Source organism: Dechloromonas sp. A34 (assembly GCF_026261605.1).
Lineage (GTDB): Bacteria > Pseudomonadota > Gammaproteobacteria > Burkholderiales > Rhodocyclaceae > Azonexus.
Genome location: NZ_CP102486.1, coordinates 3,684,505 through 3,709,881, shown reverse-complemented (window position 1 = coordinate 3,709,881; position 25,377 = coordinate 3,684,505). Strand labels below are relative to the sequence as shown.

The 25,377-nt window shown below is 60.6% G+C and carries 23 protein-coding genes, 7 tRNA genes and 2 pseudogenes; 15 read left to right on the top strand and 17 right to left on the bottom strand.

The features are described 5' to 3' along the window. The first annotated feature begins 11 nt into the window (after positions 1-11). The 5 genes from NQE15_RS18560 to NQE15_RS18540 all read left to right on the top strand — a co-directional run bounded on the left by NQE15_RS18560 (position 12) and on the right by NQE15_RS18540 (position 3,429). Positions 12-539 carry a DsbE family thiol:disulfide interchange protein gene (locus NQE15_RS18560; protein ID WP_265943512.1) on the top strand — a complete coding sequence of 176 codons (528 nt, stop codon included), beginning with the start codon at positions 12-14 and terminating at the stop codon, positions 537-539. Next, positions 532-999, top strand: a complete 468-nt coding sequence (locus tag NQE15_RS18555; RefSeq protein WP_265943510.1) for a cytochrome c-type biogenesis protein — start codon at positions 532-534, stop codon at positions 997-999. The genes NQE15_RS18560 and NQE15_RS18555 overlap by 8 nt, the downstream gene beginning before the upstream one ends. Next, positions 996-2,249: a c-type cytochrome biogenesis protein CcmI gene (ccmI, locus tag NQE15_RS18550; protein WP_265943508.1), complete on the top strand. Its 1,254-nt coding sequence runs from the start codon at positions 996-998 to the stop codon at positions 2,247-2,249. The genes NQE15_RS18555 and ccmI overlap by 4 nt, the downstream gene beginning before the upstream one ends. A 75-nt stretch (positions 2,250-2,324) precedes the next feature. After that, positions 2,325-2,912 carry a Tll0287-like domain-containing protein gene (locus NQE15_RS18545; RefSeq protein ID WP_265943506.1) on the top strand — a complete coding sequence of 196 codons (588 nt, stop codon included), beginning with the start codon at positions 2,325-2,327 and terminating at the stop codon, positions 2,910-2,912. 7 nt (positions 2,913-2,919) lie between these two features. Beyond that, the gene (locus NQE15_RS18540) at positions 2,920-3,429 is read left to right on the top strand and encodes a TlpA family protein disulfide reductase (protein WP_265943504.1); all 510 of its coding nucleotides are present in this window, start codon (positions 2,920-2,922) and stop codon (positions 3,427-3,429) included. 15 nt (positions 3,430-3,444) lie between these two features. Here NQE15_RS18540 and NQE15_RS18535 read toward each other — a convergent pair whose 3' ends face one another. Next, complete coding sequence (locus tag NQE15_RS18535) at positions 3,445-3,996, bottom strand: tetratricopeptide repeat protein (RefSeq protein WP_265943502.1); 552 nt, start codon at positions 3,994-3,996, stop codon at positions 3,445-3,447. Between the two features lie 209 nt (positions 3,997-4,205). Here NQE15_RS18535 and NQE15_RS18530 point away from each other — a divergent pair, with 209 nt between their 5' ends. The 7 genes and pseudogenes from NQE15_RS18530 to NQE15_RS18500 all read left to right on the top strand — a co-directional run bounded on the left by NQE15_RS18530 (position 4,206) and on the right by NQE15_RS18500 (position 10,361). Continuing rightward, the gene (locus NQE15_RS18530) at positions 4,206-5,639 is read left to right on the top strand and encodes a HAMP domain-containing sensor histidine kinase (protein WP_265943500.1); all 1,434 of its coding nucleotides are present in this window, start codon (positions 4,206-4,208) and stop codon (positions 5,637-5,639) included. Positions 5,640-5,666: 27 nt separating this feature from the next. Continuing rightward, a pseudogene (locus NQE15_RS24105) lies at positions 5,667-6,794 on the top strand (sigma-54-dependent transcriptional regulator); the annotation flags it as partial. 92 nt (positions 6,795-6,886) lie between these two features. After that, the gene (locus NQE15_RS24100) at positions 6,887-7,042 is read left to right on the top strand and encodes a helix-turn-helix domain-containing protein (RefSeq protein ID WP_416336549.1); all 156 of its coding nucleotides are present in this window, start codon (positions 6,887-6,889) and stop codon (positions 7,040-7,042) included. After that, positions 7,035-7,721, top strand: coding sequence for a tetratricopeptide repeat protein (locus NQE15_RS23925; RefSeq protein WP_323054997.1), 687 nt, complete (start codon positions 7,035-7,037; stop codon positions 7,719-7,721). Before NQE15_RS24100 ends, NQE15_RS23925 begins: the two co-directional genes overlap by 8 nt. 12 nt (positions 7,722-7,733) lie before the next feature. After that, positions 7,734-8,039: a c-type cytochrome gene (locus NQE15_RS18510; protein ID WP_265943498.1), complete on the top strand. Its 306-nt coding sequence runs from the start codon at positions 7,734-7,736 to the stop codon at positions 8,037-8,039. After that, a complete protein-coding gene (locus NQE15_RS18505; RefSeq protein ID WP_265943496.1) occupies positions 8,036-9,100 on the top strand; it encodes a ligand-binding sensor domain-containing protein in 1,065 nt (354 codons plus the stop codon). Before NQE15_RS18510 ends, NQE15_RS18505 begins: the two co-directional genes overlap by 4 nt. Positions 9,101-9,131: 31 nt before the next feature. Next, the gene (locus tag NQE15_RS18500; protein ID WP_265943495.1) at positions 9,132-10,361 is read left to right on the top strand and encodes a ligand-binding sensor domain-containing protein; all 1,230 of its coding nucleotides are present in this window, start codon (positions 9,132-9,134) and stop codon (positions 10,359-10,361) included. A gap of 60 nt (positions 10,362-10,421) precedes the next feature. Here NQE15_RS18500 and NQE15_RS18495 read toward each other — a convergent pair whose 3' ends face one another. From NQE15_RS18495 to gltX, 10 genes are all read right to left on the bottom strand, one after another. Beyond that, positions 10,422-11,180 carry a type IV pili methyl-accepting chemotaxis transducer N-terminal domain-containing protein gene (locus tag NQE15_RS18495; RefSeq protein WP_265943493.1) on the bottom strand — a complete coding sequence of 253 codons (759 nt, stop codon included), beginning with the start codon at positions 11,178-11,180 and terminating at the stop codon, positions 10,422-10,424. An 8-nt stretch (positions 11,181-11,188) separates the two neighbouring features. Next, positions 11,189-11,341 (bottom strand): hypothetical protein, encoded by a 153-nt coding sequence (locus NQE15_RS18490; protein ID WP_265943491.1) that lies wholly within the window; start codon positions 11,339-11,341, stop codon positions 11,189-11,191. Further along, a complete protein-coding gene (locus tag NQE15_RS18485; RefSeq protein WP_265943489.1) occupies positions 11,341-12,060 on the bottom strand; it encodes a hypothetical protein in 720 nt (239 codons plus the stop codon). The genes NQE15_RS18490 and NQE15_RS18485 overlap by 1 nt, the downstream gene beginning before the upstream one ends. 284 nt (positions 12,061-12,344) lie before the next feature. Beyond that, positions 12,345-12,421 (bottom strand) — tRNA-Asp (locus NQE15_RS18480). Between the two features lie 27 nt (positions 12,422-12,448). Beyond that, a tRNA-Glu gene (locus tag NQE15_RS18475) sits at positions 12,449-12,524 on the bottom strand. 32 nt (positions 12,525-12,556) lie between these two features. After that, positions 12,557-12,632 (bottom strand) — tRNA-Ala (locus NQE15_RS18470). A 102-nt stretch (positions 12,633-12,734) separates the two neighbouring features. Then, positions 12,735-12,810: transfer RNA gene (locus tag NQE15_RS18465), tRNA-Asp, on the bottom strand. Positions 12,811-12,837: 27 nt separating this feature from the next. After that, a tRNA-Glu gene (locus NQE15_RS18460) sits at positions 12,838-12,913 on the bottom strand. 23 nt (positions 12,914-12,936) lie between these two features. Next, positions 12,937-13,012, bottom strand: a tRNA-Ala gene (locus NQE15_RS18455). Positions 13,013-13,076: 64 nt separating this feature from the next. Further along, positions 13,077-14,471 carry a glutamate--tRNA ligase gene (gene gltX, locus NQE15_RS18450; protein WP_265943487.1) on the bottom strand — a complete coding sequence of 465 codons (1,395 nt, stop codon included), beginning with the start codon at positions 14,469-14,471 and terminating at the stop codon, positions 13,077-13,079. A 194-nt stretch (positions 14,472-14,665) separates the two neighbouring features. Between gltX and NQE15_RS18445 the strand changes: the two genes are divergently transcribed. Further along, positions 14,666-14,740 (top strand) — tRNA-Val (locus tag NQE15_RS18445). A gap of 105 nt (positions 14,741-14,845) precedes the next feature. Here NQE15_RS18445 and NQE15_RS18440 read toward each other — a convergent pair. From NQE15_RS18440 to benA, 6 genes and pseudogenes are all read right to left on the bottom strand, one after another. Then, positions 14,846-16,041 (bottom strand): annotated as a pseudogene (locus NQE15_RS18440) (benzoate/H(+) symporter BenE family transporter). A gap of 95 nt (positions 16,042-16,136) precedes the next feature. Then, complete coding sequence (locus NQE15_RS18435; RefSeq protein WP_265943485.1) at positions 16,137-17,102, bottom strand: AraC family transcriptional regulator; 966 nt, start codon at positions 17,100-17,102, stop codon at positions 16,137-16,139. A 271-nt stretch (positions 17,103-17,373) separates the two neighbouring features. Then, positions 17,374-18,150, bottom strand: a complete 777-nt coding sequence (locus NQE15_RS18430; RefSeq protein ID WP_265943482.1) for a 1,6-dihydroxycyclohexa-2,4-diene-1-carboxylate dehydrogenase — start codon at positions 18,148-18,150, stop codon at positions 17,374-17,376. A gap of 25 nt (positions 18,151-18,175) precedes the next feature. Then, positions 18,176-19,186, bottom strand: coding sequence for a benzoate 1,2-dioxygenase electron transfer component BenC (gene benC, locus NQE15_RS18425; RefSeq protein ID WP_265943480.1), 1,011 nt, complete (start codon positions 19,184-19,186; stop codon positions 18,176-18,178). A 124-nt stretch (positions 19,187-19,310) separates the two neighbouring features. Continuing rightward, positions 19,311-19,799: a benzoate 1,2-dioxygenase small subunit gene (gene benB / locus NQE15_RS18420; protein WP_265943479.1), complete on the bottom strand. Its 489-nt coding sequence runs from the start codon at positions 19,797-19,799 to the stop codon at positions 19,311-19,313. Between the two features lie 14 nt (positions 19,800-19,813). Next, positions 19,814-21,157 (bottom strand): benzoate 1,2-dioxygenase large subunit, encoded by a 1,344-nt coding sequence (gene benA / locus NQE15_RS18415; protein WP_265943476.1) that lies wholly within the window; start codon positions 21,155-21,157, stop codon positions 19,814-19,816. A gap of 252 nt (positions 21,158-21,409) precedes the next feature. Between benA and NQE15_RS18410 the strand changes: the two genes are divergently transcribed. Next, positions 21,410-24,964, top strand: coding sequence for an indolepyruvate ferredoxin oxidoreductase family protein (locus NQE15_RS18410; RefSeq protein WP_265943474.1), 3,555 nt, complete (start codon positions 21,410-21,412; stop codon positions 24,962-24,964). Between the two features lie 16 nt (positions 24,965-24,980). Beyond that, a complete protein-coding gene (locus NQE15_RS18405) occupies positions 24,981-25,316 on the top strand; it encodes a 2Fe-2S iron-sulfur cluster binding domain-containing protein (RefSeq protein WP_265943472.1) in 336 nt (111 codons plus the stop codon). Positions 25,317-25,377: the final 61 nt, after the last annotated feature.

The window sequence follows — 25,377 nt, the reverse complement described above, 5'->3', positions numbered from 1 at the left end:
GGAGCGGCGACATGCGTCGATTTCTGCTGCCCTTCGTACTGTTCGTCGTGCTGGTCGGGTTTCTGGCGGTGGGCTTGCGCCTGAATCCGCGCGAGGTGCCGTCGCCGTTCATCGGCAAGCCGGCGCCGGCCTTCAGTCTGAGTCAGCTGGAAGCGGCCGATCAGCAATTTTCGCCGCAGGACATGCGGGGGCAGGTGTGGTTGTTGAACGTCTGGGCATCGTGGTGTGTCTCCTGTCGTCAGGAGCACCCGGTACTGCTCGATCTGGCCAGGCATAACGTGATCCCGATTGTCGGACTGGACTACAAGGACGATCGGGAGCCGGCCAAAGCCTGGCTGGCGGAACATGGTAATCCCTATCGTTTGTCGGTATGGGATCGTGATGGGAAGGCCGGAATCGACTACGGGGTCTACGGCGTTCCGGAAACATTTGTAATTGATAAGGCAGGGATAGTTCGCATGAAACATGTTGGTCCGATAACGCCCAGCGTGCTGAGCGAAAAGATCATCCCTCTGGTGAAGGAGTTGAACGGTGCGTAAAATTCTGACGGTAATCTTTCTGGCCGCGTGTTTCTCGCTGGCCCACGCCGGTGAAGCGCCGACGCTCGCGGTCGACCCTGTTCTCGAAGCCAAGGTCCAGTCGCTGGCCGAAGTCCTGCGTTGCCTGGTGTGCCAGAACCAGAATCTGGCCGATTCTCATGCCGATCTGGCAATCGACCTGAAGAACCAGGTTCGCGAGATGTTGCGCCAGGGGCGCTCGGAAAAAGAGGTAATCGACTATATGGTCGAACGCTATGGCGACTTTGTGCTCTATCTGCCGCCGCTGAAAAGCTCGACCTGGCTGTTGTGGTGGGGGCCGTTCGCCTTGTTCATCGGCGGCCTGGTTGCCCTTTTCTTCCGCTTGAAGCGTCGTCGCGAGCAGGCGGCGGATCCCTTGAGCCCGGATGAGCAGATCGTTGCGTCGCGGCTGCTGCACGGTGACCTCGAGGTGCAGAAATGAGTTGGTTCGTCGTTGTCGGCGGAGTTTTGCTGGTCGCCATCCTGATCGCCATCCTGTTCCCGCTTTTGAAGCGCCCCGCCAAGGATGCGTCGTCCGCAGCCGAACTGCGGGACTTGAACCTGACCGTCCTGCGCGAGCAAATGGCCGAACTTGAACGGGATTTGCGCGAAGGGCGGCTCGATCAGGCGGCTTATCAGCTGGCCAGGCATGAGCTTGAGCGACGAACGCTGGACGACGCCGGCGGGGAATCCACCAAGTGGACATTCGGCGGCAGGAATACCAAGCTGGCGGTGGCCTTGGCCATCGCCTTTCCGATTGCCGTAATGTCGCTGTACGTCATGCTCGGTACGCCGCAGACCCTGACCGGCAAGCCGGTCGCCAAGGGCGGGGCCGAAGGCGAGCACGCCTTGTCGCCGCAACAGATTACGGCGATGGTCGAGCGCCTGGCGCTGCGTCTGCAGGAGAATCCGAACGATGGTCAGGGCTGGCTGATGCTGGCCCGCTCCTATGCCGTGCTCGGACGCTACCCCGAGTCGGCCGCCGCCTACGGCCGGGCACTGGGCCTGCTGCCGCCGGAAGCGCAGCACTATGCCGACTTCGCCGATGTGGTCGCCATGATGCAGGGCAAGAGCCTGCTCGGCGAACCCGAGAAGCTGGTACGGCGGGCGCTTGAGATCGATGGCAAGAATATCAAGGCGCTGGCGCTCTCCGGCACCATCGCCTTCGATCGCCAGGACTACCCCCAGGCCATTCGCGAATGGCAGAAGGTGATTGCACTGGTGCCGGCTGATTCGCCGATCGGTGGCGGGATTCAGAACAGCATCCGGGATGCCGAGAATCGCCTGGCGATTTCCGGGAAAAAGCTCGAAGAGCCAGGCTCGCCGGTGAAAGTGGAAAGCGCCGCGCCGGCCAGTGTCGCCGGGGTCGTCGAACTGGATCCGAAACTGGCGGCCAGCGTGGCCAAGGGTGACACGCTGTTCGTTTTTGCCCGTGCCGTCGATGGCCCGAAAATGCCGTTGGCGATGCTGCGCAAGACGGTCGGCGATTTGCCGCTGAAGTTCACGCTCGACGACAGCATGTCGATGACGCCGCAGTTCAAGTTGTCGACTGCCGGCAAGGTGGTCGTCGGGGCACGGATCTCAAGAAGTGGCGACGCGCTGGCCCGGGCCGGCGATATCGAAGGCATGTCGGCACCGGTTTCACCGGGGACCGCACCGGTCAGGATCGTGATCGGCACTACCGTTCAATAAGGCGGCGGCCCATGGCGATCATGGGCCAAACGCTTCCAGTTCCCTGCCAGAGCGCTTTTGAATTGGGGTGTTTGTATGAAGACGAAACAGTTGCGGGTTGCCGCGGGGCTTGCCATATTTTTGGTGGCCTCTTCGGGCTGGGCTGTCGACGATGAGCTGCGGGGACTGGTCGATGAAAGCCGCCGGGTGTCGAGCCAGCTGCTTGGCCAAGTCCGGGGGGAACTGGTCAAGGAACTCGAGCGGACCGGCCCGATTCGCGCGATTGTGGTTTGCAAATACAGCGTTCCCGAAATAACCTCCAACATTTCACGGCAGACGGGTATGCGCGTCACTCGCGTTGCGCTAAGACCCTGGAATAGGGCACTCGGTGATCCAGATCCATGGGAGCAGAAGGTTCTTCTTGATTTCGGGAAACGGCTTGCCAATGGTGAGAGAGTGGAGGCCCTTGAGTTCTTCGAAAAGGTCGATGAACCGGCCGGACGCGCTTTTCGCTATATGAAGGCGATCCCGATGACGCAGCCCTGTCTGATCTGTCACGGGCCGGTCAAGACGCTCTCGGAGGGGATCCGGGCACAATTGGCCGACGAATACCCCAATCAGAAGGCGGTAGAGTACGAGGTCGGCCAGGTCCGCGGTGGCGTTTCCGTCAAGAAGGGGCTTTGACACTTTCGTGATCGGACGACGTAACTTGTTGGGCGGCCTCGTTGGCCTGCCCTTGTTGCTGGCCTGCAACCGCTCGGTAGCGCCCGCCACGCTGGCGGTCGGCGAGCCGATGCCGGGCTTTCGCTTGCCGACCAGCCGGGCGAGTGAGCAGTCGGTCCTGGTGGGCACGGGGCCCTTTTTGCTTAATTTTTGGGCAACCTGGTGTCCGCCCTGTCGGGCCGAAATGGCGGCCCTAGATCGGGTCCATCGCGATCTGGCGGTAAAGGGGCTGGCCGTGCTCGGTATTTCCGTCGATGAAGATGTGTTTCTCGTTCAGGAGTTCGCCTTGAAGGAGAAACTCACCCTGCCACTCTTGTTTGATCGGGGCGGGGAAATTGCCCGGAAGACCTTCCGGGTAGCCGCCTATCCGAGCAGTTTTCTGGTGGACAAACACGGGGTGGTTGCCGAGGTTTGGGTCGGCGAGCGCGACTGGGATTCGGCATCGATCCGGGCTCGCCTCGGGCAACTGCTACGCTAAGTTGGCGGTGCGGTCTTATTTCCCGGATTCGATCATCTGCAGTGCCTTTTTCGCTTCCGGATGCCCTTGTGACGCGGCCTTCCTCATCCAGCGTGCCGACTCGGGGCGGCTATCGACCACCCCCTTGCCGGCCAGGAACAGCAGGCCGAGGTGGTATTGGGCATCGGCGTGGCCGGCGCTGGCGGCCTGGAAATACCAGATGGCAGCTTCCCGATCAGGATCGGGTACGGTTTTTGCAGCTTGAGTGCCAAAGAGGTAGGCGGAACCCAGCTGGTACATTGCATCGATTGAACCTTGGGCTGCAGCCTTCTTCCAATAGTAGATGGCTTGTTTCTCATCTTCGGGAACCCCTTGCCCCATGTAGTGGAGCATCCCCAGGCGGTACATGGCCAAGGTGTTTCCGGTGTTGGCCAGCGGGGTCAGCAGTTGGACCGCCAGGGCTGGGCGTCCGGAGTCGATGGCCTTGATGGCATCGGCCAGCGGGTCGGCGGCGAGCGCTCCCGAGGAGGCGAGGATCAGGGCGAAGACGAAGGAGTAGGGCCACGTGATGAATCGGTATATTTGCATTTCGAAGTGTTCACCTGCTGATTGGCGGGGAGAGTCGCGAAGGTTCTTTTAAATTAACGTCCCCAGTGTAGGATGTCCCGTAGCAAAAATCAGGCCGTTCCAACAGGATAATCTAAATCGTGACTGAGCAAAAAAAACAGAATCGCTCGGATGAGAGGCGGGAGGATCCCCGGCTTCCCCTCAGCAAATCGTTGCGTGGCAAGGGGTGGTTGTTCACGTTTGCCCTGGCGCTCTACTTTGTCGTGGTGACGATCGTTATCGCTTTTGAACGGCAGACGATGATCGAATCCGTTGCCATGCTACAGGACCTGAACGAGCGGGAGGAGCGGCTGGTCGCCCTCAATTACTCGGTCTCGCGGACGGTTATCTCGGTCAATGAAAATTATTTTTCCCCCGACATCGAAGCCTCCGGAAAAATACTGGCCCTGGAAGTCGAGGCGCTGATTCCCGGGCTGACTCGCCTGCAGACGGCTTATCCGGTTCTCGGCGAGGCAAGGGGGGTGCTGACCAACGTCGTCGACGAACTTTCTGGCGACCCGACGCGGGCGACGATCGCCGATTTGCGCGGGACGATGCATCGCCTGGTGCTGGAGCTGGATCAGGTGACCGCCGATGTGGCCGCGCAGAAACTGCAGATGGTCGAGCGCTATCAGCATACGTTTGCCCGCCTGACCCAGGAGTGGATTGCCTTCGGCGTGGTGGCGCTGGCCTTGATGGGGCTGGTCTTCAAGGTATTTTTTCGCGGGCTGTCGGCCGATATCGATCGGGTCAGGCGACATGCCAGCCATATCGTTCAGGGGCGGCCCGGGGCGCGACTATTGCATTCCCGAAAGGATGAACTGGGCTTGTTGATGGATTCGGTCAACAGCATGCAGGACGAACTTGCCAAACGGGAGAGTCAGATCGAGCTCACCCGGCAGCAGAGTTTCCACAAGGAGAAGATGGCTGCAGTCGGCTCGCTGGCGGCGGCCGTCGCGCATGAGATCAACAATCCGCTGGCGGCCATTGTCGGGGTCGCCCAGGCCATGGACAACGAGTGCCGATCGACGTCTTGCGCCAACTATGGTGCTAATTGCCATCCCGAAATGATTCTTGAGCAGGCCCGGCGGGTTATGCACATTACCCGGCAGATCAGCGAATTTTCCGTTCCCCAGTCGCAGGAGGCTGAACTGATCGATATCAACGGTCTGTTGCGCAGTACGGTTAATTTCGTCAAGTTCGACCGGCGTTTCCGCTTGGTCGACGTGATCGTCGAACTGGACAGCAATTTGCCGGCGGTGGTGGCGGTCGCCGATCACCTCGTGCAGGTGGCAATGAACTTGCTTATCAATGCAGCGGATGCATTTCACGGGCGAGCAGAACCACCGCCACAGATTCGCGTACTGACATCCCGGCAGGAGGGCTGGGTGATCGTGCGGGTGATCGATAATGGCGAGGGGATTTCTCCCGAGAATCTTCCCCGGGTTTTCGAGGAGCGATTTAGCACCAAGCAGCGCGGACAGGGTAGTGGATTGGGTTTGTCGTTGTGCCGTTCGCTGGTCGAAAAGACCGGTGGGACAATTGATATCGAGTCGCAGCTCGGCGTCGGGACGACGGTGGAGATCAAGCTGCCGGTGCCGGTGTTGGGTGCCGATTGCCGTTAAAACGAGTGAAAAGAAAAGGCTGAAGCGATGCATGTATTGGTAATTGACGATGAAGCGGCCATCCGCCAGATTCTGGCGTCTGCCATTAGCAAGGCCGGGCACTCGGTCGATACCGCCGAGTGTGTGAAGGAGGCCTCGTCGAAGTTGGTGCGCGGTGATGTCGATGTCGCCTTGTGCGACATCATGATGCCCGACGGCAACGGCGTCGAACTGGTGCGCAGTTTCCGCGGGGCGGGGATCGATACCCAGTTCGTCATGGTGACGGCTTTTGCCTCGATGGAAACGGCGGTCGAGGCGTTGCGAGCGGGGGCTACGGATTACATGGTCAAGCCGATCCGTACCGAGGAGTTGTTGCATCGACTCGAGCAGATCGCCTCGATGCGGGGCCTCAAGGCCGAGAACCAGGCACTGCGCCAGATGGTGTCACCTGAGCGCGGCGTCTTTCATTTCGGCTCGCGTTCGATGATCGATATGGAGCGCCTGGTTTCCAAGGTCGCGGTGACCGACAGTACCGTTCTGATCACAGGCGAGAGCGGTACCGGCAAAGGGGTCACGGCCCGCAACATCCACGAAATGAGCCCGCGCAGCGAATTTCCGTTTATTCCGGTGAACTGCGGAGCGATTCCCGAGAACTTGCTGGAGAGCGAATTTTTCGGTCATTCCAAGGGGCGTTTACCGGGGCGGATCGTGCGCGCAAGGGGTTATTTACCCAGGCCGACCGCGGCACGCTGTTTCTCGACGAGATCGGTGAACTGCCGCTCCACATGCAGACCAAGCTGCTGCACGTCATCGAGGACAAGGAAGTGCGCCCGCTCGGTGGCGACAACGTTCGCCGCGTGGATACGCGGATCATTGCGGCGACCAATCGCAACCTGTCGGAAATGGTCAAGGATGGGCGCTTCCGCGAGGATCTTTATTTCCGCCTGTCGATGTTCCAGATCCATATTCCACCGCTGCGCGAGCGGCGCGAGGATATCGGGCGCTTCATTCATTTTGTCCTGCAGAATCTGGCTGGGGGCTTGGGCAAGAAGGCCCTGGAGCTGGATCCGATTGCCGAAGAAATTCTGGTCGAGTTCCCCTGGCCGGGCAATGTCCGCGAACTGGAAAACGTCATCAACCGGGCGAATATCCTGGCCGATGGCGACCGTATCACGCTAGCCGACCTGCCGCCGGACATCGCCCGGGCTGCACCAATACGGGAAAAATGTGGCGTGGATATTGCTTTTGATGGAGGCTTGCGCGAACAGATGCGTCGTGTCGAGGCCGACATTATTTCCCGTGCCCTGCGCGACGCCGGCGGCGACCGACGTCTGGCTGCGCAGAAACTGGATATCGGGCTCTCCAGCCTTTATCGCAAGCTGGAGGAAATGGAATCGCTCGCAGCGGGGCGTATCGATGGGTGAATCTATCTTGTTGCAGCAAACTGTGTGGCATCGCGCCGCAAGCTTCGCCGGACTGCTCATGGCTTCGGCACTCGTGCTGGCCGGGCCGGATGAAGACTACGCGGCGGGTTTCAAGAGCTTTCAGGAAAATGACATTGTCGGTGCCATGACGCCGCTGCGGTCGGCTGCCAATGCCGGGCATGCCAAGGCTCAGGTACTGCTGGCCCAGATTCTCGATCGCTCGGAGTTTGATGAGGACGCGGTGGCGCTCTATCGCAAGGCGGCGGAACAAGGCGATCCGGACGGCATGTTTGGCCTTGGTGCGATGACAGCCTCGGGCGAGGGCCTCAAGAAAAAGGATTTGATCGAGGGCCGGAGCTGGATCCTGAAAGCCGCTGAACTCGGTCACAAGCAGGCGATCAGCGTGATGGCGCAGGCTTACCTGAAAGGCGAACTGGGTTTGACCGAGGCCGAACGTGCCGAGCCGGTGGCCCTGCGCTGGGTAAAACTGGCTGCCGAAAACGATTACCTGCCGGCGATCGATGCGCTGATCGTGGCCTATGGTGCCGGCAACTTCCTCCGGGTGACCCCCGATCGCGCCTTGGTCGAGCAATATCAGGCGCAGGCGAACAAGATCCGTAACGTTGCTCCGGTCAAGGCGAAAAAGAAACCGCGACGGGTGTCACAGGTCGCGGAATAGGGAGAGTTGAACATGAAAAACTGGATTCTTGTCTTGCTGATCGGCCAATCCGCCCTGTTGTCCGGCGTGGCACAGGCTGCCAATGTGGCCCGGGGTCAGCAGTTGTACAACATGCACTGTGCCGCTTGTCATGGCCCGCGCGGCGAGGGGGTGATGCCCGAGGCACCCAAGTTTAGAATGGGCGAGCGCCTCGATCAGCCCGACATGGTCCTGATGCAGTCCGTCAGAACCGGCAAGAAAGCCATGCCCCCATTCTTCGGTGTTCTTCAGGACGCCCAAATTCTTGATGTATTGGCCTATGTGAGAACTCTAAGATGAAATTGAAGCACTTGATTTGTTGTCTTGCCATCAGCCTCTGTGGTGTGGGAGGGGGGGCATCCGCGGCGGACAAGACCGGCACGCGGGTGATCGATTCGTTTGAAGTCGGTGACAACGTCTATGTTCGTGCCCTGAAGGTCGACAAGGCTGCCGGTTCACTGTGGGTCGGGACCTCGGTCGGCGCCCTGGAAATCGATCTGAAAACGTCCAAGCCGGTCAACACCTTTACCCGGCAGCAGGGTCTGGCCAACGAGTATGTTTTTGCCATCGGCATCGACAGCGAGGGCTACAAGTGGTTCGGTACCAATGCCGGTGGCGCGTCGCGCTACAAGGATGGCAAATGGAAGACTTATTTCCCGATGCACGGTCTGGCCGACTACTGGATCTATTCCTTCCAGAACGACAAGGATGGAAATCTCTGGATCGGGACCTGGGCCGGGGTCAATCATTTCAACGTCAAGACCGGCAAGTTCAAGACCTATGTGAAGGAACTGATCAACGAGTGGGTCTATGGCCTGTCGATGGATAAGGACGGCAAGGTCTGGTTCGGTACCGAAGGTGGCGTTTCGATGTATGACGGCAAGCGCTGGAAATCCTGGACCCACAAGGATGGACTGGGCGGCGAAAACGTCGCCAATCTCGAGGCGAGCGCCAATACGGGGCTGGGAACGCGTTCCCGTCACGACTTGACGACCCAGGTCGCGGGACGACCCTCGTACAACCCTAACTATGTCTTTTCCATTCACGCCGCACCCGACGGCATGATCTGGGCGGGAACCTGGGGGGGCGGCGTTTCCCGCTTCGATGGCAAGCGCTGGTTCAATTACACGACGCTAGATGGCTTGGCCGGAAATATCGTTTACTCGATTATTCAGGATGAAAAGGGCGTTTTCTGGTTCGGGACCGACAAGGGCGTTTCGCGCTATGACGGGAAAACCTGGAAAAACCTGGGCAAGCCCGAAGGCTTGTTCGATACCCATGTCTATGCACTGGCCGTGACGCCGGATGGCGATATCTGGGCGGGTACCAAGCGTGGCGTGGTTCGCATTGCGCCGCAGTAACGATATGTCCAGCAGAAAGGCTCACTCAGTCATGCTCTTCAAATATTCAAGAATCGCCGCGATCGTGCTTTCCGGGTTTGCCGTCGCTGGTCAGTCGGCGGGTGTCTGGGCCGAAACCGCGGCCCCGGTGCTGCTCGCCCAGGCGGTGCCGGTGCATCCGGCGATCCCGTCCGGTACGCCGCACCCGCCGATCCCGCCACAGGAGCGCGAAGGCAAGGTTACGGTCGATCCGGCAGCCAAATTTACCCATTTCCGGGTCGGCAACAAGAACGTCAAGTCGATCTATCTCGATGGTACGGTGGTCTGGGTCGGGACCTCGGGCGGAGTCGTCCGCTACGACACCAAGGATGACAGTTTCAAGCTGTTCGATGCCCGCAACGGCCTGCTCTCGAACGGGATGTTCTTCGTCGGGCGGGTCAAGGGCAAGATCGCCGTCGGCACCTACGGTGGTGGACTGTCGCTATTGGTCGACGAGAAGGCCGGCAAGTGGAAGACCTACAACATCCCCGAGGGCTTGGGCGATGCGTTTGTCTATGACGTGGTAACGGCCAGCAATGGCGACATCTGGATCGCCACCTGGTCCGGTGTTAACCGCGTTCGCGGCGGCAATCTCGATGACCGCAGCAAATGGGATCTGTACACCGTCGAAAATACCAAGGGCGGCGTTCCCAACGACTGGATCTATGGTCTGGCCGAGGGCAAGAACGGCGACATCTGGCTGGCCACCGAAGGCGGCATGGCCCGCTTCGCCAACAACAAATGGGAAAACTGGAACCATGCCCGGGGTCTGGGAGCGCCTTACGAGAAGGTCAAGGATGCTATCGCCTTCAAGAACGACCCGGGCAAGCAGTCTTCGCATCACGCCAAGCAAAAGCAGGAAATGGGTTTGCAGGGAGTCGATGTCGCATACAACCCGAACTACGTCGTTTCGCTCGAGGTCGACAAACAGGGTGGCATTTGGGCCGGCACCTGGGGTGGCGGTCTTTCCCGTTTCGATGGCAAGAAATGGGTGAATTACACCACCACGGACGGCTTGCCCGGCAACCATGTCTTCATGCTGCACCAGGACGATAAGGGCCGGCTATGGATTGGTACCAACAACGGCCTGACCTATCTTCAGGAAGGCAACAAGTTTGCCAAGGCCTTGACGACCACCGAAGGCCTGTTTGCCAACAATGTCTTCGCCATGGGCAGCAACGCCAAGGGCGATTTGTGGGTGGGCAGCTTTGGCGGTGTGGCCCATTTGAGGCCTGCCAACTAAAAGGCTATGCGATTGCAGGGCAGCCCGGGCTGCCTTGCAGTCGTCGTTCTTTGGTGGCGCCTATTTTTCCAGCGCAAACTGGGCAGTGACCCGGTCCGCCAACTCCAGAACCACATCGCTGCTTTCGGCGACAATCAGCCGGTAATTGCTGGCCCCCTCGCTGGCCAGTGCGGTACGCAGCCATTCCCACTGAATGCCCAGTTCGCTGAGCTGGGCGCGGATGGTGGGCGAATTTTCCGGGCGTTGCTGCATGCTGGTCAGGGCGCTGGAAAATTCATGGACGGCTGATTCGATTTCCTGACGTTTTTCGGCCGAATCAACTCCCCATTGGCGCAGCATGTAGGCCTTGGTCAAGCGCTGCGACAGCATCCGCTGCCGCCCGGCGGTATTGACCCAGCGACCGATCGGCGGACTTGATTGGTCCTGCAACTCGGAAGTCAATTGTTCCGCGGCCTGGAGGACTGCTTCTGCCTGGCGGTCCAGCGTTTCGGCCACGCTGGCCTTGACCTCGCCACGAGCGTTCCGGCGCAGCGGCTCCCAGGCCGAGTGCAGGCTGTCGAGACTGGCCTTGGCGCGTGGGCTGCTTGCTACCGGTGTCAGTTTCAACAGGTTCTTGTCGAAGGTTTCGATCGATTGCTCAAGTTGCTTTCGCGATACCTCGGGAAGGATGTTGAGGCCGATCTGGCAATAGGATTTGACAATGCGCTGGCTCAGCATACGTTGCTGCCCGGCAATATTGACGGCGTTCGAGTCCGCGGCATGACTGTGGAAACTCAGAAGCAGGCCGAGAGCAGCATAAGGCAGGTACTTGATAAACATCTGCTCTCCTAGAAAACGGGAACGCCCATGGTTTGTAGTGCACGGTTCAACTGAGCATTGGCCTTTTCCATCATGGTGACGGCTCCCTTGTAGTCGTTGTGATTTGATAGTCGGCCGGCATCCTCCTTGAGGTTGGCGGCGTTGTTCAGAAAACTATCCACTAGTTTGCGTGTTTCGCCGGCGGCTCGCCCTCGCTGATCATCATGCCGACCAGGATCTCGTTGGACTGATAGCGTTTCTGCTCGTAGACAAACTCTTCGAGCGGCGAGTCGAACTTGAGCGACATGACGACTTCCTGACCGGCACGAAGCCGCGAAATTTCCTCGACGGCGATCTTGTAGGCCTCGGCCATTTTCTTGTTGGCGTCACCGAGTCGTCCAGCCTTCGACAGTTGCTGACCCTCGTTGCTCAGGGCATTGATGCGCGCTAGAACCTTCCTTGCCGATTCTCCCGTTCGTGGGTCCTTGCCCATGTCCTGAAGGGAGAGCTGGTAACTGGCAATTTGCTCGCTGAAGTCCTGAAACTGCTTCTTCTGCACGCTTTCGGCAAGGCCGGCCTCGCCAGCAATGCGATGGTTGGCTTTCGAGACGTTGCGCAAGGCTTCATCGAGGACCTGGGCCGCCTCATCGAAGCGTTGCCCGCTGATCGCTTCGCGGGCCTGCTTGATCAAGCCGCGGCTGCGTTCGAAGAGGGCAGGGGTCTCGGCTTCGCGACCGACCGAGGTGGCCTGCGCCGCCGGCGAATTGACCAGCATCTCGACCAGCTTCAGTTTCTGCTCGACCAGTCTTTGCTTCTGCTCGGGATCGGTGGACGATTGCGCTTGTGCCCCCATGGTGCCAAGGAGCATGAAGAGTGGGAACCAGGCGTTGTTTTTTTTCACGAATTCCCTCCACTAATGGGCAATTTCTGTTTAAAGCAGAAGTCATGCCGAATGCCGAATCTTGGTTTTTTGGCTCGCCGGGCAGCGTGGGCGAGAGGCGCGGGAACAGGGCCATTCCCGGCTGTGCTGGGGCTTGGCGCCGGTCGTGTGGCGAGGTCTTCCTGCTAAAAGATGGCGCGAACATTCCCACTCTCGAGAGGGCGGGGCTGTGGTTGGAAGTGCTGGATCGCTGGAGCGGAGGCGAAAAGCAAAAACGGGCCGCGAAGGCCCGTTTTTTGAATTGTTGGCGGAGTGGACGGGACTCGAACCCGCGACCCCCGGCGTGACAGGCCGGTATTCTAACCAACTGAACTACCACTCCAGTTTTACAGCTTTACTGCCAAAATCTTGGCGTCCCCACGGGGATTCGAACCCCGGTTACCGCCGTGAAAGGGCGGTGTCCTAGGCCTCTAGACGATGGGGACCTGGAACTTGCCGTTGCTGCCGGTTCGGTATCTGGTGGAGGTACGCGGGATCGAACCGCGGACCTCTTGCATGCCATGCAAGCGCTCTCCCAGCTGAGCTATACCCCCATTGAAGAGATAGCCGAACCTGCTTCGGTCTTGCGACCCAGATTGCGAACCAAGGTTCGCTACCTGCATAAAAAAACCGGATTCATCCGGTTTTCAAATAATTGGCGGAGTGGACGGGACTCGAACCCGCGACCCCGGCGTGACAGGCCGGTATTCTAACCAACTGAACTACCACTCCAGTTTTACAACTTTACTGCCAAAACCTTGGCGTCCCCACGGGGATTCGAACCCCGGTTACCGCCGTGAAAGGGCGGTGTCCTAGGCCTCTAGACGATGGGGACCCGGACTATCTTCTTTCGCACTTTGGTGGAGGTACGCGGGATCGAACCGCGGACCTCTTGCATGCCATGCAAGCGCTCTCCCAGCTGAGCTATACCCCCGCCGCGAAAGAAGGCCGCATTATAGGGACCTCGCGGGTCCTTGTAAATAGGCCTTCTCCGTTTTTTAGATATTTTGTCCCAGCGCGGCGATGACCTTGTCACGGCCGATCAGTGCGATGACCGCATCGACCGACGGTGTCTGTGCCTGACCGGTCAGAATGACGCGCAGCGGCATCGCCAGCTTGGGCATTTTCAGGCCGTGCTTGGTGACCGTTTCCTTGATCAGCGCATTGATCGCCGGTGCTTCCCAGGCGACGGTGGCGATGCCAGCTGCGAAATCGGCCAGCGCCGGGCGGGCTTCGTCGGCGAGGTGCTGGGCGAGCAGCTCCGGATTGGGCGAGACGTGGGCGTAGAAGACCTCGACGGCGTCAGCCAGCACGTTCAAGGTGTTGCAGCGCTCGACATAAAGCGTGACCGCCTTTTCGAGATCAGCGCCGCCATCGGTATCGATGCCACGTGCCGCGAGGCGGGCCTTGACCTTGGTAGCCAGCTGGGCCGGCGGCAACTGTTTCATGTAATGCTGGTTCAGCCATAGCAGTTTTTCGGTGTTGAACTGGGCGGCCGAGGCGGTGATATGGTCGAGGTCGAACCATTCGACGAACTGCTGGCGCGAGAACACTTCGTCGTCGCCGTGCGACCAGCCAAGGCGCGCCAGGTAGTTGATGACCGCTTCGGTCAGGAAACCGTCTTCGTCGTACTGCATCACCGAAACGGCCCCGTGGCGCTTCGAGAGCTTGGCGCCGTCATCACCGAGGATCATCGAGAGGTGGGCGTAGGTCGGAATGTCGGCGCCGAGTGCCTTGAGGATGTTGATCTGGCGCGGCGTGTTGTTGACGTGGTCGTCGCCGCGGATGACGTGGGTAATGCCCATGTCCCAGTCGTCGACGCAGACGCAGAAGTTGTAGGTCGGCGTACCGTCGGCGCGGGCGATGATCAGGTCGTCGAGTTCGATGTTGGCAAATTCGATGCGGCCCTTCACCTGGTCGTCCCAGGCGACGACGCCGCCTTGCGGATTTTTGAAGCGGATAACCGGCGGCACGTCGGCCGGCGGCGTCGGCAGAGCCTTGCCGGCTTCCGGACGCCAGCGTCCGTCGTAGCGCGGCTTTTCCTTTTTTGCTTCCTGTTCGGCACGCAGCGCGTCGAGCTCTTCGCGCGTCGTATAGCACTGGTAGGCATGGCCGCTGGCCAGCATCTGCTGGATGACCTCCTTGTAGCGCTCCATGCGCTGCATCTGGTAGAACGGGCCTTCGTCGTGCTCCAGGCCCAGCCAGTTCATGCCGTCGATGATCGCCTGCACGGCCTCCGGGGTGGAGCGCGCGACATCGGTGTCCTCAATGCGCAGAATGAAGGTGCCGCCATGGCGGCGGGCGAAAGCCCAGGAGAAGAGGGCGGTACGGGCGCCGCCGATATGCAGGTAACCGGTGGGGCTGGGGGCGAAACGGGTGCGGACGGGCTTCATTGGGTACGGAATCCAGACGAAAACAAAGTCCGCTATTCTAGCCGAGCCCGGATTGACCCGCTGTCCCACATATGGTTAAATGCGCGCCTCTCTGGTGGGCGATTAGCTCATTTGTTGAGGGTGTCTTGAATCCGACAGGCACCGCTAACATTACCTCATGAGGTTGCGGAAGCTTTCCGTAAGTCCTTGAAAACGCGAGCGTAGCTCAGGGGTAGAGCATCGCCTTCACACGGCGGGGGTCGGGGGTTCGAAACCCTCCGCTCGCACCAAAACAATTGAAAACCCGCATGGCTTCTGACTCTGCGGGTTTTTTGTTTTTTTGGTCATGGGGGCCCGCGGGAGCTGGCCTGCGGTTTTTGTTCAGGCCTCAGGCCTCAGGCTTTGAGCGGCTTTGCCGCCCCGCTTCCGGCATTTCCCACCTTGTGCAGTATCAGGTAGGCCGCAAGGCCGATGACTACCCCCCAGAACGCCGAGCCGAGGCCGAGAAAGGTCATGCCGGATGCCGTGGCAAGAAAGGTAATCACCGACGCTTCGCGGTGATCCGCTTCGTTGATTGCGCCCATCAGGTTGGCCATGATCGCGCCAATCAGCGCCAGGCCAGCGAGGACCGCGACGAAGGCCGGGGGCAGGGCGGTGAATAGCAAAACGATGGTTCCGGCGAAGCAGCCGCCGATCAAGTAGAAAACACCGTTGGCGATCCCTGCTATGTAGCGGCGGTCCGGATTTTCATGGGCCTCCTTGCCGGTGCACAGGGCGGCTGTGATCGCCGCGATGACGATGGTGATGCCGCCAAAGAAAGCCACGACGAGCGAGGCCAGGCTGGTCATGGCGATGATGGGGCGGGCCGGGATCTTGTATCCGGCGCCATGCAGGATTGCCATGCCGGGCAGGAACTGGCCGGTCATGCTGACCAGGACGAGCGGAATTGCCAGGCTCAGGGTGGTGGACAGGGACCATTCGGGGGTGGTGAACAGCGGTTTAGTCAGGCTGATTTCGACGCTGCTCAAATCGGCATCGCCCGCGAAACTGGCCAGTGCGATGCCGACCAGCAGGACGAGGACGAGAAAATAACGGGGATAGATTCGCTTGAGCAGCACGTAGGCGGCAATCATGCCGAAGGTCAGCACAGGCATGCTCCCGGCCGATTTGAAGGCGCTGGCCCGAAGGGAAACAGAATGCCGGCCATCATGCCGTAGGCGATGCCGCGCGGGATGTGGCGCATCAGCTTGTCGAAATAGCCGGACAGGGCAATGGCCAGGATGATCATGGCCGCGATCAGATAGGCGCCGACCGCTTCGCCGAGGGTGATGGCAGGGAACAGGGTGACCAGCAGCGCGGTGCCGGGGGCTGACCACGCGGTGACGATCGGCGCTTTCAGCAGCCAGCTGAGAAAAATGCCCGATACCGCGGCGCCGATCGAGATTCCCCATACCCAGGAAGCGACCATCTCGGTGGGGACGTTGGCGACCTGCGCCGCCTGGTAAAAAATGATCAGGGGGCCGGAATAGGAAATCAGGACGGCGAGAAATCCCGCTGTAACCGCAGAAACGGACCAGTCTTTTGTCAGCATGATGAGTTGGATTAGCGTGTGAGCCGTCGCCGCAAGCCCGTCGCGACGACGCGTTCGGATTCGCTTACTTCAAGTTGCACGGCAGGCAGGGATGGTCAGGCGCTGAACTGTCTTTCCTTCAGGGATTCCGAGGGCAGCATGCCGAAAGTCGCCTTGTAGAACTCGGAGAACCGGCCAAGGTGGCTAAATCCGTATTCCAGCGCGACGGCCGTGACGTTGGCCATCCGGCTGCTCGGGTCGGTCAGCGTTGCATAAACCTGCTCGAGTTTTTTCTGGCGGATGAAGTTCTTGGGGGTCGTCTTGGCGTTCTTCTCGAAGAGCAGGTACAACGAGCGCAGGCTGAGGTGCGAATACTGGGCCAGTTCCTCGGCCGTGATGTCGCGCTTGATGTTGTCCTCGACGTACTGGACCAGACGCTCGAACGATACCGACTGCAGCGAAGGGGTTTCGAGCGTGACGTTGTGCTTGAGCAGGGTGATCAGCTTGCTGGCGACGACGCGATTATAGTGCTGCAGCATCTGCGGCGTGGCCATGCCGGATTCGGCTTCTTCGCAAAGCAGGTTGAGCAGGTGCAGCAGGCTGGCGATTTCGTCGAACTTGTACGGAACCTGATTGAACTTCACGCACTCCTTCGGCTTGAACCAACGATGCTCGATACAGGCGTCGTTGAACAGGGTCGAGGGGACCTTGACGATGAATTTCTCGCAGTCTTCGGAATAGGTCAGGTCAACCGGCTCGTCGGGATTGATCAGCAGAACATGGCCGGCCGACAGGCTGACCGAGTCGCGGTGCATGTCGTAGCGACAGTGGCCACGCAGGATGAACTGCACGTGATAGATGTCGGGCAATCCTTCGGAGACGATCCGGGCCTGCGCGCCATAGCTCAGCCGGCAGAGATCGAGGCTGCCGGCCTTGCGATGATTCAGCGAGGCGCTGGTGTTGCAACGCTTGGCAAGGCTCAGTCCGTGGGAGCCGACATGCCGGTTCACAAAGTCCGAAACCTCGAACGGGCTGACGCCCGAAAAGACGTTGCTTTGCTGATTCAGAAACTGGAAGGACATGATCAATCCTTCATCAAGAAAACAAATGGCTTGCTGCTTCTCTGCGAACGGTCACTCATGGAATCTCCTCCGATAGAGTCTTGGGGGCCTGCCTTCCGGAGCATCGCGTACGGCTTCTATTGGCCAATCGTCGATATATTCCAGAATCTCGATTTTACGGAAAGAGGAAGGCATTGTCCATACCGGAATATCAATAAAAAACGCCGCAGCGCGTTTCCGCGTTACGGCGTCTGATTCCCGCTGACGCGGGCTGGACTTTTCCGGCGTCGGTTCAGCCCAAATCGCCTCCGCCGACCGGCAGGATCGAACCGGTGATATAGGAGGATTCGTCGGAGGCCAGGAAGAGGATGGGATCGGCCTGTTCGTCCAGCGTGCCATAGCGCTTCATCACGCTGCTGTCGAGCGACTGGGTGTAGATCTGCTTGTACCAGCCCTTCTCCTGTTCACTCTGTTCGGCGGTATTGCGCGGAATGATGCGGGGCGGAGCCTCGGTGGCGCCGGGCGCCGTGGCATTGACGCGAATTCCGCGTTCGCCGTTTTCAAAGGCCAAGCAGGCGGTCAAGGCATTGACCCCGCCTTTGGCAGCGCCGTAAGGCACGCGGTTGACGCCGCGGGTGGCGATCGAGGAAACGTTGACGATCGACCCCTTGCCCTGCTCCTGCATGTAGGGCAGGGCGGCGCGGCAGCACCACAGAGTCGGGAAGAGCGAGCGACGGACTTCAGCCTCGATTTCATTCTCGGCATAGTGCTCGTAGGGCTTGGTCCAGATCGTGCCGCCGACATTGTTGACCAGGATGTCGATGCGGCCGAAGTGGGCCATCGCCGCCTCCATGACGCGCTGGCATTCCGAAAACTTCTCCAGATCGGCAGTCAGGCTGATGACCTCGGCCTTGCCCTTCAATTCCCGGGCAACGTCGTGCACGATCTCGGCGCGGTCGACCAGGACCAGCAGGCCCTCTTCGTCGGCCATGCGCTCGGCGACCCGCTTGCCGATGCCCTGGGCGGCGCCGGTGATCACGGCGACCTTGTTCTTGAAACGATTCTGCATGTTTGCTCCTTGGTAAGTCGGCGCCTCAGGCGCTGGCGGCAAATTTTTCATAATGGAAGCTGGCCGGCTGGATGGCGCGCTCCCGCAGGTTCTGGGCGACGGCCTCGACCATCGGCGGCGGACCGCAGAGGTAGATGTCCACATCGCCGTCGTTCAACTGGGCCGGCTCCAGGTGCTGGGTGACATACCCCCGGCGCGGCTGCTGGCTATCCGGGCTGACCACGACCAGGGCGAAACTGAAATTCGGCAAGGCAGCGGCGAAGGCTTCGAGCTTGTCGACCTCGACCAAGTCGGCATCGCTGTTGACGCCGTAGATCAGATGGATCGGATGGGCGCTACCGCCGGCGGCGACGATCCGGTCGAGCATGGCCAGGAAGGGGGCGAGGCCGGTGCCGCCGGCCAGCATCAGGACCGGACGGGCGATTTCGCGCAGATAGAAGCTGCCGAGCGGGCCGGCCAGGCTCAGCGTCGCGCCGGGCTTGGCCTGCTCGCGCAGGAAGCCGCTCATCAGGCCGCCCGGCACGTTGCGGATCAGGAAGGAAACGGCGCCGTCCTTCGGCATCGAACTGAAGGAGTAGGCGCGGTGCTGGCTGGTGCCCGGCACATTGAGGTTGGCATACTGGCCGGGCAGGAAGGCGAGCTTGTTCAGCGCTTCGCCGGCCAGGGTCAGGCTGAGGGTGCTGTCCGACAGTTGGCGGACATCGCCGATCGTCGCCTCGAAGCTGGCCTGTTTGGTCTTGCAGACCTCGGATGAGGCGGGAACGCGCACGACGCAGTCGCTCTGCGGGTACATCTGGCAGGTCAGAACCTGACCGGCGTCGGCTTCGGCCTGGCTGAGGGCGTCCTCGATATAGTCGCCGAGCCGGAAGCTGCCCGATTCGCAGGAGCATTTGCAGGCACCGCAGGCGCCGTCGCGACAGTCGATGGGAACGTTGATCTTTTGACGATAGGCCGCATCGGCGACCGTTTCGGTCGGCTTGCAGTCGATGAAGCGGGTGACCCCGTCTTCAAAATTGAGAGCGATCTGGTAAGTCATGGTTGTCTCCGTGGGGGCAATGGCGGCGAACGGGCTGCGCGGGCAAACGCCGGTGTCGGTTCTGAGTGGAACCGCACCGGTCGTCGGGTTTGCCCGCTACGGACCGGGGCGCCCAGTCCTCTTGTTAAACGTGGTAAACGTCGATGACGTGGCGGATGTAGTCGGTCTTCAGGACGACCTTCTTGTCCTTGATGATCGGGCTGGCGCCGGTCACGTCCAGGGTGTAGAAGCTGGTGCCGCAGAAGTGGTCGGTGTGGTTGTAGCGAATGCTCATCGTGTGCCAGTTGAAGCGCAGCTTGACGATGCCATCGGCCTGTTCGAGCACCTCGATGTTGCTCAGGTTGTGCGAGGTCCGGGTATCCGGGATCGTCGCGCTGGAGCGCTCGGTGCGGATGCGGAAGACGCGGTCCTCGAGGCCGGCGCGGCGGGCGTAGTAGATCAGCGAGACCTGGCTCTGCGGATCGTCGGTTAGTTCTCCGTCGTCGTCCCAGGCCGGCATCCAGAAGACGGCTTTTTCGTCATACAGCGCCAGCCAGCTGTCCCAGTCGCGGTCGTCGAGGTAACGGGCTTCGCGGTAGAGGAAGGCGCAAAGGTTTTCGTAAGAAATGCTCATGCTGTTGTCTCCTTTTATGCTTTTGCTTGTTCGGCGGCCAGGGCCTTGCGCATCTCTTCCAGCCAGTAGCTGTGCTGGGCGACGTAGAGGCCTTCGTCTTCGGTCTTGATGCCGGAAAGGATCGGCTTCAGGCCGATCTTGTCGGCTTCCGCGTCCGGGCCTTCGACCCAGTGCTCGGCGCCGCGCGACATGTCGTTCCATTCGAAGTAGCCGGCGTTGAAGCCTTCCTGACAGGCACGGAACTCTTCCAGGTCGTCCGGGGTGGCCATGCCGGAGGCGTTGAAGAAGTCCTCGTACTGGCGCAGGCGGTGGGCGCGGGCTTCCGGCGACTCGCCCTTGGGGGCGATGCAGTAGATGGTCACTTCGGTGCGGTTCGCCGAGAGTGGACGGATGACGCGGATCTGCGAACTGAACTGGTCCATCAGATAGACGTTCGGGTAGAGGCAGAGATTGCGCGAGTTATTGATCATCCAGTCGGTCTTGGCTTCGCCGAACTCATCGACCAGGCGGTCGCGCTGTTCCATCAGCGGACGATCTTCCGGGTTGTCCCAGCGCGTCCACAACAACAGGTGGCCGTTCTCGAACGAGTAGGAACCGCCGCCTTTCTTGGCCCAGCCGCCGGCGCTCATCGCCTTGATGTTGTCGCCGCTGGCATCGCGATCCTTGCGCTGGGCCTGGGTCGCGGCGTAGTTCCAGTGGGTGGCGGTGACGTGGTAGCCGTCGGCGCCGTTCTCGGCCTGCAGCTTCCAGTTGCCTTCAAAGACGTAGGTCGACGAGCCGCGCAGCACTTCCAGGCCATCCGGCGACTGGTCGACGATCATGTCGATGATCTTCGTCGATTCGCCGAGAAAGTCTTCCAGCGATTGCACGTCCTTATTCAGGCTGCCGAACAGGAAGCCCTTGTAGGAAGCGAAGCGGGCGATCTTCTTGAGATCGTGCGAACCGTCGCAGTTGAAGCTGTCCGGGTAGCCGGTGGCTTCCGGATCCTTGATCTTCAGGAGCTTGCCGGAGTTGTTGAAAGTCCAGCCGTGGAACGGGCAGGTGTAGGTCGCCTTGTTGCCGTGCTTGAAGCGGGCCAGCGTGGCGCCGCGGTGGGCGCAGGCATTGATGAAGGCGTTGAGCTGGTTGTCCTTGTTGCGGGTAATGAAGATCGGCTGGCGACCGATCTTGGTCGTGTAGTAGTCATTGACCTTGCCGACCTGGCTTTCATGCGCCAGGTAAATCCAGTTGCCTTCGAAGATGTGCTTCATTTCCAGTTCAAACAGCTCATCGCTGGTGAACATTTCGCGCTTGCAGCGAAACAGGCCTTTTTCCTTGTCCTTCTGGATCAGGGTGTCCAGATACTCGTTGGTGATCATTGCGGAAGTCTCCAATGTTATTTGCTCGGAGACTCCATGGTAGGGAGGTTGATGCCTGCGAAATATCCAGTTTCTGCAGCATCGATATCCAGTTTCTGCATTCGTGAATCGATTGCATGAAACGGATAAAAGTCCTGCAGAAACTGGATATTGCCGTTGCTTGTCAGCCCCTAATCTACGCTCCAGATCGTTTCCGCCTGCCGCAACCCGGCGCCGGAAACCAAGACAACAACCCAACGGAGACGAGTGGCCATGGCTGCCGAAAATCAATCATCAATCAGGAAAAACGTCGCCAACGTTTTCACCCAGCAAGAAGGCGACATTCACCTCGGCGGCATCGATGCCCTGGTCCGCTTGAGCCTCGACCAGGTGCGTACTGACTCCCGGCGCGGCCTGAAGACCGGCATGTTCGTCTCGGGCTATCGCGGCTCGCCGCTTGGCATGCTCGACAACGCGCTGATCAAGCAGCAGAAGCTGCTGCTCGAAAACAACATCAACTTCGTCGACGGCATCAACGAGGACCTCGCCGCCACCGCGGTGTGGGGCACGCAGATGCTGCACACAGTCGGCCAGCAGAAGTTCGATGGCGTTACCGGCATGTGGTACGGCAAGGCGCCGGGCGTGGACCGTTCCGGCGATGCCCTGAAGCATGCCAACTACACCGGTATCGGCAAGAACGGCGGCGTCCTGGCCATTGCTGGCGACGACCCGAGTTGCAAGAGTTCTTCCCTATGCTCGCAATCCGAGCCCATGCTTTTCCACCTCGGCATGCCCTCGCTCTACCCTGGCAATGTCCAGGAAATCATCGACCTTGGCCTGCACGGCTACCAGATGTCGCGCCTCGCCGGCCTCTGGGTCGGCATGAAGATCGTCACCAACGTCGCCGACGGCACCGGCAGCGCCAACATCTCGCCGGAGCGGCTGAACTTCGTCGAGCCGGACCTGATGTTCGACGGCAAGAAATTCACGCCCAACATGAACCTCGGCATGAACGTCCGCGCCGAGGCGCTGGAAATGGAGCAGTCGCTCTACACCCGCCGCCTCGAAGTCGCCAAGCGCTATGCCCGGGCCAACAACCTCAACAACGTTGTCTTCCGCAATCCCAATGCCTGGCTCGGCATCATCACCGCCGGCAAGACCTACAACGACCTCAACCAGGCCTTCCTGGAAATGGGCCTCGACGAGGCGGCGCTGCGCCACTACGGCATCCGCATCCTGAAGATGGGCATGCTCTTCCCGATGGAGCCGACCATCGTCCGCGAATTCGCGCAGGGCCTGGAGGAAATTTTCGTCATCGAGGAAAAGCGTCCCTTCCTCGAGATGTTCGCCAAGGAGGTGCTCTACGGACAGGCCAACGCGCCGCGCATCGTCGGCAAGTTCGACGAGGAAGAGCAGGAGCTGCTGCCGCACTACGGCGAGTTCGAATCGGACGTCATTGTCCGTGCGCTGGTCAAGCGACTGTCCCGCAAGACGCGCATCGAGTCGGCCGAGAACTGGCTCAAGCGCCTCGACGAAGTGCATTCCCGCAACAAGCTGCCGACCGCCGTGCGCACCGCCTGGTATTGCTCCGGCTGCCCGCACAACAGTTCCACCGTGGCCCCGGAAGGCAGCATCGTTTCGGCCGGCATCGGTTGCCACACGATGGCGATGTGGATGGGCCGCAACGTCGTCATGGGCACCCACATGGGCGCCGAAGGCACGCAGTGGATCGGCATGGCGCCGTTCACCGAAGCCAAGCACATCTTCCAGAACATGGGTGACGGCACCTACGCCCACTCGGGCAGCTTGGCCATCCGCTACGCCGCCTCGACCGGCGTCAATATCACCTTCAAGCTGCTGCGCAACGCCCACACCTCGATGACCGGCGGCCAGGCCATCCAGGGCGAAGTGCCGGTGGTCAACATGATCAACGACCTGCTCGCCAACGGGGTCAAGAAGGTCATCGTCACCACCGACGAGCCTGAGAAGTTCGCCGGCGTCAGCCTGCCGGGCGGTACCGAGGCCTGGCACCGCGACCGCCTCGACGAAGCGCAGAAAGTCCTGGCGGCGACGCCGGGCACCACCGTGCTGCTGCACGACCAGGAATGCGCCGCCGAACTGCGCCGCGCCCGTAGCCGGGGCAAGGCCGAGGAACCGGTCGAAGTCACCGTCATCAACGAGCGCGTCTGCGAAGGCTGCGGCGATTGCGGCGAGAAGTCGAACTGCATGAGCGTCGAGCCGGTACAGACCGAATTCGGCCGCAAGACACGCATCCACCAGTCCTCGTGCAATAAGGACTTCAGTTGCGTCAAGGGCTTCTGCCCGTCCTTCCTGACCATAACCCCGAACCCGGCCCCGGCCGGCGACGGCAAGAAAAAGAAGGGGCGTATCCCGGCCCTCGAGCGCGAACTGCCGCCCCCGGTCAACAAAGTGGACGACAGCTTCGGCTTCGGCATCCACGTCATGGGCATCGGCGGCACCGGTTCGGTAACCGTCGTCGCCACCCTGGCCAATGCCGCCCGCCTCGAAGGCAAGCATGTCATCGGTCTCGACCAGACCGGGCTGGCGCAGAAGGGCGGGGCGGTGATCTCCGACATCAAGTTCACCCGTGCGCCGTTCAAGGGCTCGAACAAGATCTCCGATGGCCGTGCCGACCTTTACCTCGGTTTCGACATCCTCAACGCCACCGACCCCAAGAACCTCGACAAGTGCGGCAAGGAACGCACCATCGCGGTGGTCTCCACCACCCAGACGCCGACCGGCCAGATGGTTTCCAACCGCCAGGTCCTCTTCCCGGCGACCAGCGGCCTGACCGCCGGCATCGACCGCGTCACCCGCAAGCCCGACAACGTCTTCCTCGACGGCCAGGCGATGGCCGAAGGCCTGTTCGGCGATGCCATGGCGACCAATAACTTCATGGTCGGTGTCGCCTTCCAGGCCGGCACCATTCCGCTCAAGGCCGAATCGATCGAAGAGGCCATCCGTAACTCTGGTGTCGCCGTCGACATGAGCCTGGCTGCCTTCCGCTGGGGGCGCATGGTCGTGGTTGACCGCGCCTTCGTCGAGGCCGAGATCGCCAAAGCCAGGACCGGCAGTTCCGTGATCAAGCTGCATGCCGCGCCGAAGCTGTCGGCCGTGGCCCAGGCCATCGTCGATGCCATCGGCGCCCAGGGCGAGGTGCGACGTCTGGTCGAGATTCGTGTTCCCGAGTTGATCGCCTTCCAGGACGAAGCCTATGCCCGGCGTTACGCCCAAGTGGTCAGGCGCGTCCTGACCGCCGAGCAGCGCGTCACGCCGGAAAGCAAGCTGGCCGAAGCCGCGGCGCGCTATCTCTACAAACTGATGGCCTACAAGGACGAGTACGAGGTCGCCCGCCTGCATACCGATCCGGCCTTCCTGGCCGAACTCGATGCGCAGTTCCCGCAGGGCTACAGCGTCAAGTACAACCTGGCGCCGCCGCTTCTGGCCAAGGCCGATCCGGCCACCGGCGAACTGCAGAAAAAACAGTACGGCGGCTGGATGTTCAAGGCCTTCAAGCACCTGGCCGGTTTCAAGGGCTTGCGCGGCGGGGCGCTGGATGTCTTCGGCAAGACCGGCGAACGTCGCCTGGAGCGCCAGTTGATCGCCGACTACATCGCCTTGCTCGATGACATCCTCGGTCGCCTGACGTCCGACAACCATGCCGCTGCGGTGGTCCTGGCCAGCGTGCCCGACGAGATCCGGGGCTACGGCCATGTCAAGGAGAAGAGCATCGTTGCCGCAGGTGCGCTGCAGGCGGAGCGTCGCCGGGCGTTTATCGGCCAGCAGCCGGGCAAGCTGGTCGCCTGAGGGATGGGGCAGGGCGATGGCCGTGTTTGAAGTCACGATCGAGGAGACCGGCGAGGTTTACCGGTGCTCCGCCGATGAAAGCCTGCTCAACGGCATGGAGCGTCTCGGCAAGCGGGGCATTCCGGTCGGTTGTCGATGCGGCGGCTGCGGTGTCTGCAAGGTCCGGATCGGGCAGGGTGACTACCAGAAGCGGGTGATGAGCCGCGAACACGTCACGCCGGACGAGGAGGCCAGTGGCGTCGTCCTCGCCTGCCGGGTCCGGCCGCTCAGCGATATTCGCCTGAGTGTCATCGGCTGCATGAAAAAGAAGCTTTGTGCGCCGTCCGCCGCCCATGCTGCAGAAAATATTTAATTTTTAAAAATATCGAGAAAATATGTTGACATCGATAATCAATAAAAATATCGTTATATTT

Coding starts and splice junctions, on each gene's coding strand:
- NQE15_RS18560 (WP_265943512.1), top strand. CDS start 12: ATGCGTCGATTTCTGCTGCCCTTCGTACTGTTCGTCGTGCTGGTCGGG.
- ccmI (WP_265943508.1), top strand. CDS start 996: ATGAGTTGGTTCGTCGTTGTCGGCGGAGTTTTGCTGGTCGCCATCCTG.
- NQE15_RS18545 (WP_265943506.1), top strand. CDS start 2,325: ATGAAGACGAAACAGTTGCGGGTTGCCGCGGGGCTTGCCATATTTTTG.
- NQE15_RS18535 (WP_265943502.1), bottom strand. CDS start 3,996: ATGCAAATATACCGATTCATCACGTGGCCCTACTCCTTCGTCTTCGCC.
- NQE15_RS24100 (WP_416336549.1), top strand. CDS start 6,887: ATGCGTCGTGTCGAGGCCGACATTATTTCCCGTGCCCTGCGCGACGCC.
- NQE15_RS23925 (WP_323054997.1), top strand. CDS start 7,035: ATGGGTGAATCTATCTTGTTGCAGCAAACTGTGTGGCATCGCGCCGCA.
- NQE15_RS18510 (WP_265943498.1), top strand. CDS start 7,734: ATGAAAAACTGGATTCTTGTCTTGCTGATCGGCCAATCCGCCCTGTTG.
- NQE15_RS18505 (WP_265943496.1), top strand. CDS start 8,036: ATGAAATTGAAGCACTTGATTTGTTGTCTTGCCATCAGCCTCTGTGGT.
- NQE15_RS18500 (WP_265943495.1), top strand. CDS start 9,132: ATGCTCTTCAAATATTCAAGAATCGCCGCGATCGTGCTTTCCGGGTTT.
- NQE15_RS18495 (WP_265943493.1), bottom strand. CDS start 11,180: ATGTTTATCAAGTACCTGCCTTATGCTGCTCTCGGCCTGCTTCTGAGT.
- gltX (WP_265943487.1), bottom strand. CDS start 14,471: ATGAAGCCCGTCCGCACCCGTTTCGCCCCCAGCCCCACCGGTTACCTG.
- NQE15_RS18435 (WP_265943485.1), bottom strand. CDS start 17,102: ATGTCCTTCCAGTTTCTGAATCAGCAAAGCAACGTCTTTTCGGGCGTC.
- NQE15_RS18430 (WP_265943482.1), bottom strand. CDS start 18,150: ATGCAGAATCGTTTCAAGAACAAGGTCGCCGTGATCACCGGCGCCGCC.
- benC (WP_265943480.1), bottom strand. CDS start 19,186: ATGACTTACCAGATCGCTCTCAATTTTGAAGACGGGGTCACCCGCTTC.
- benB (WP_265943479.1), bottom strand. CDS start 19,799: ATGAGCATTTCTTACGAAAACCTTTGCGCCTTCCTCTACCGCGAAGCC.
- benA (WP_265943476.1), bottom strand. CDS start 21,157: ATGATCACCAACGAGTATCTGGACACCCTGATCCAGAAGGACAAGGAA.
- NQE15_RS18410 (WP_265943474.1), top strand. CDS start 21,410: ATGGCTGCCGAAAATCAATCATCAATCAGGAAAAACGTCGCCAACGTT.
- NQE15_RS18405 (WP_265943472.1), top strand. CDS start 24,981: ATGGCCGTGTTTGAAGTCACGATCGAGGAGACCGGCGAGGTTTACCGG.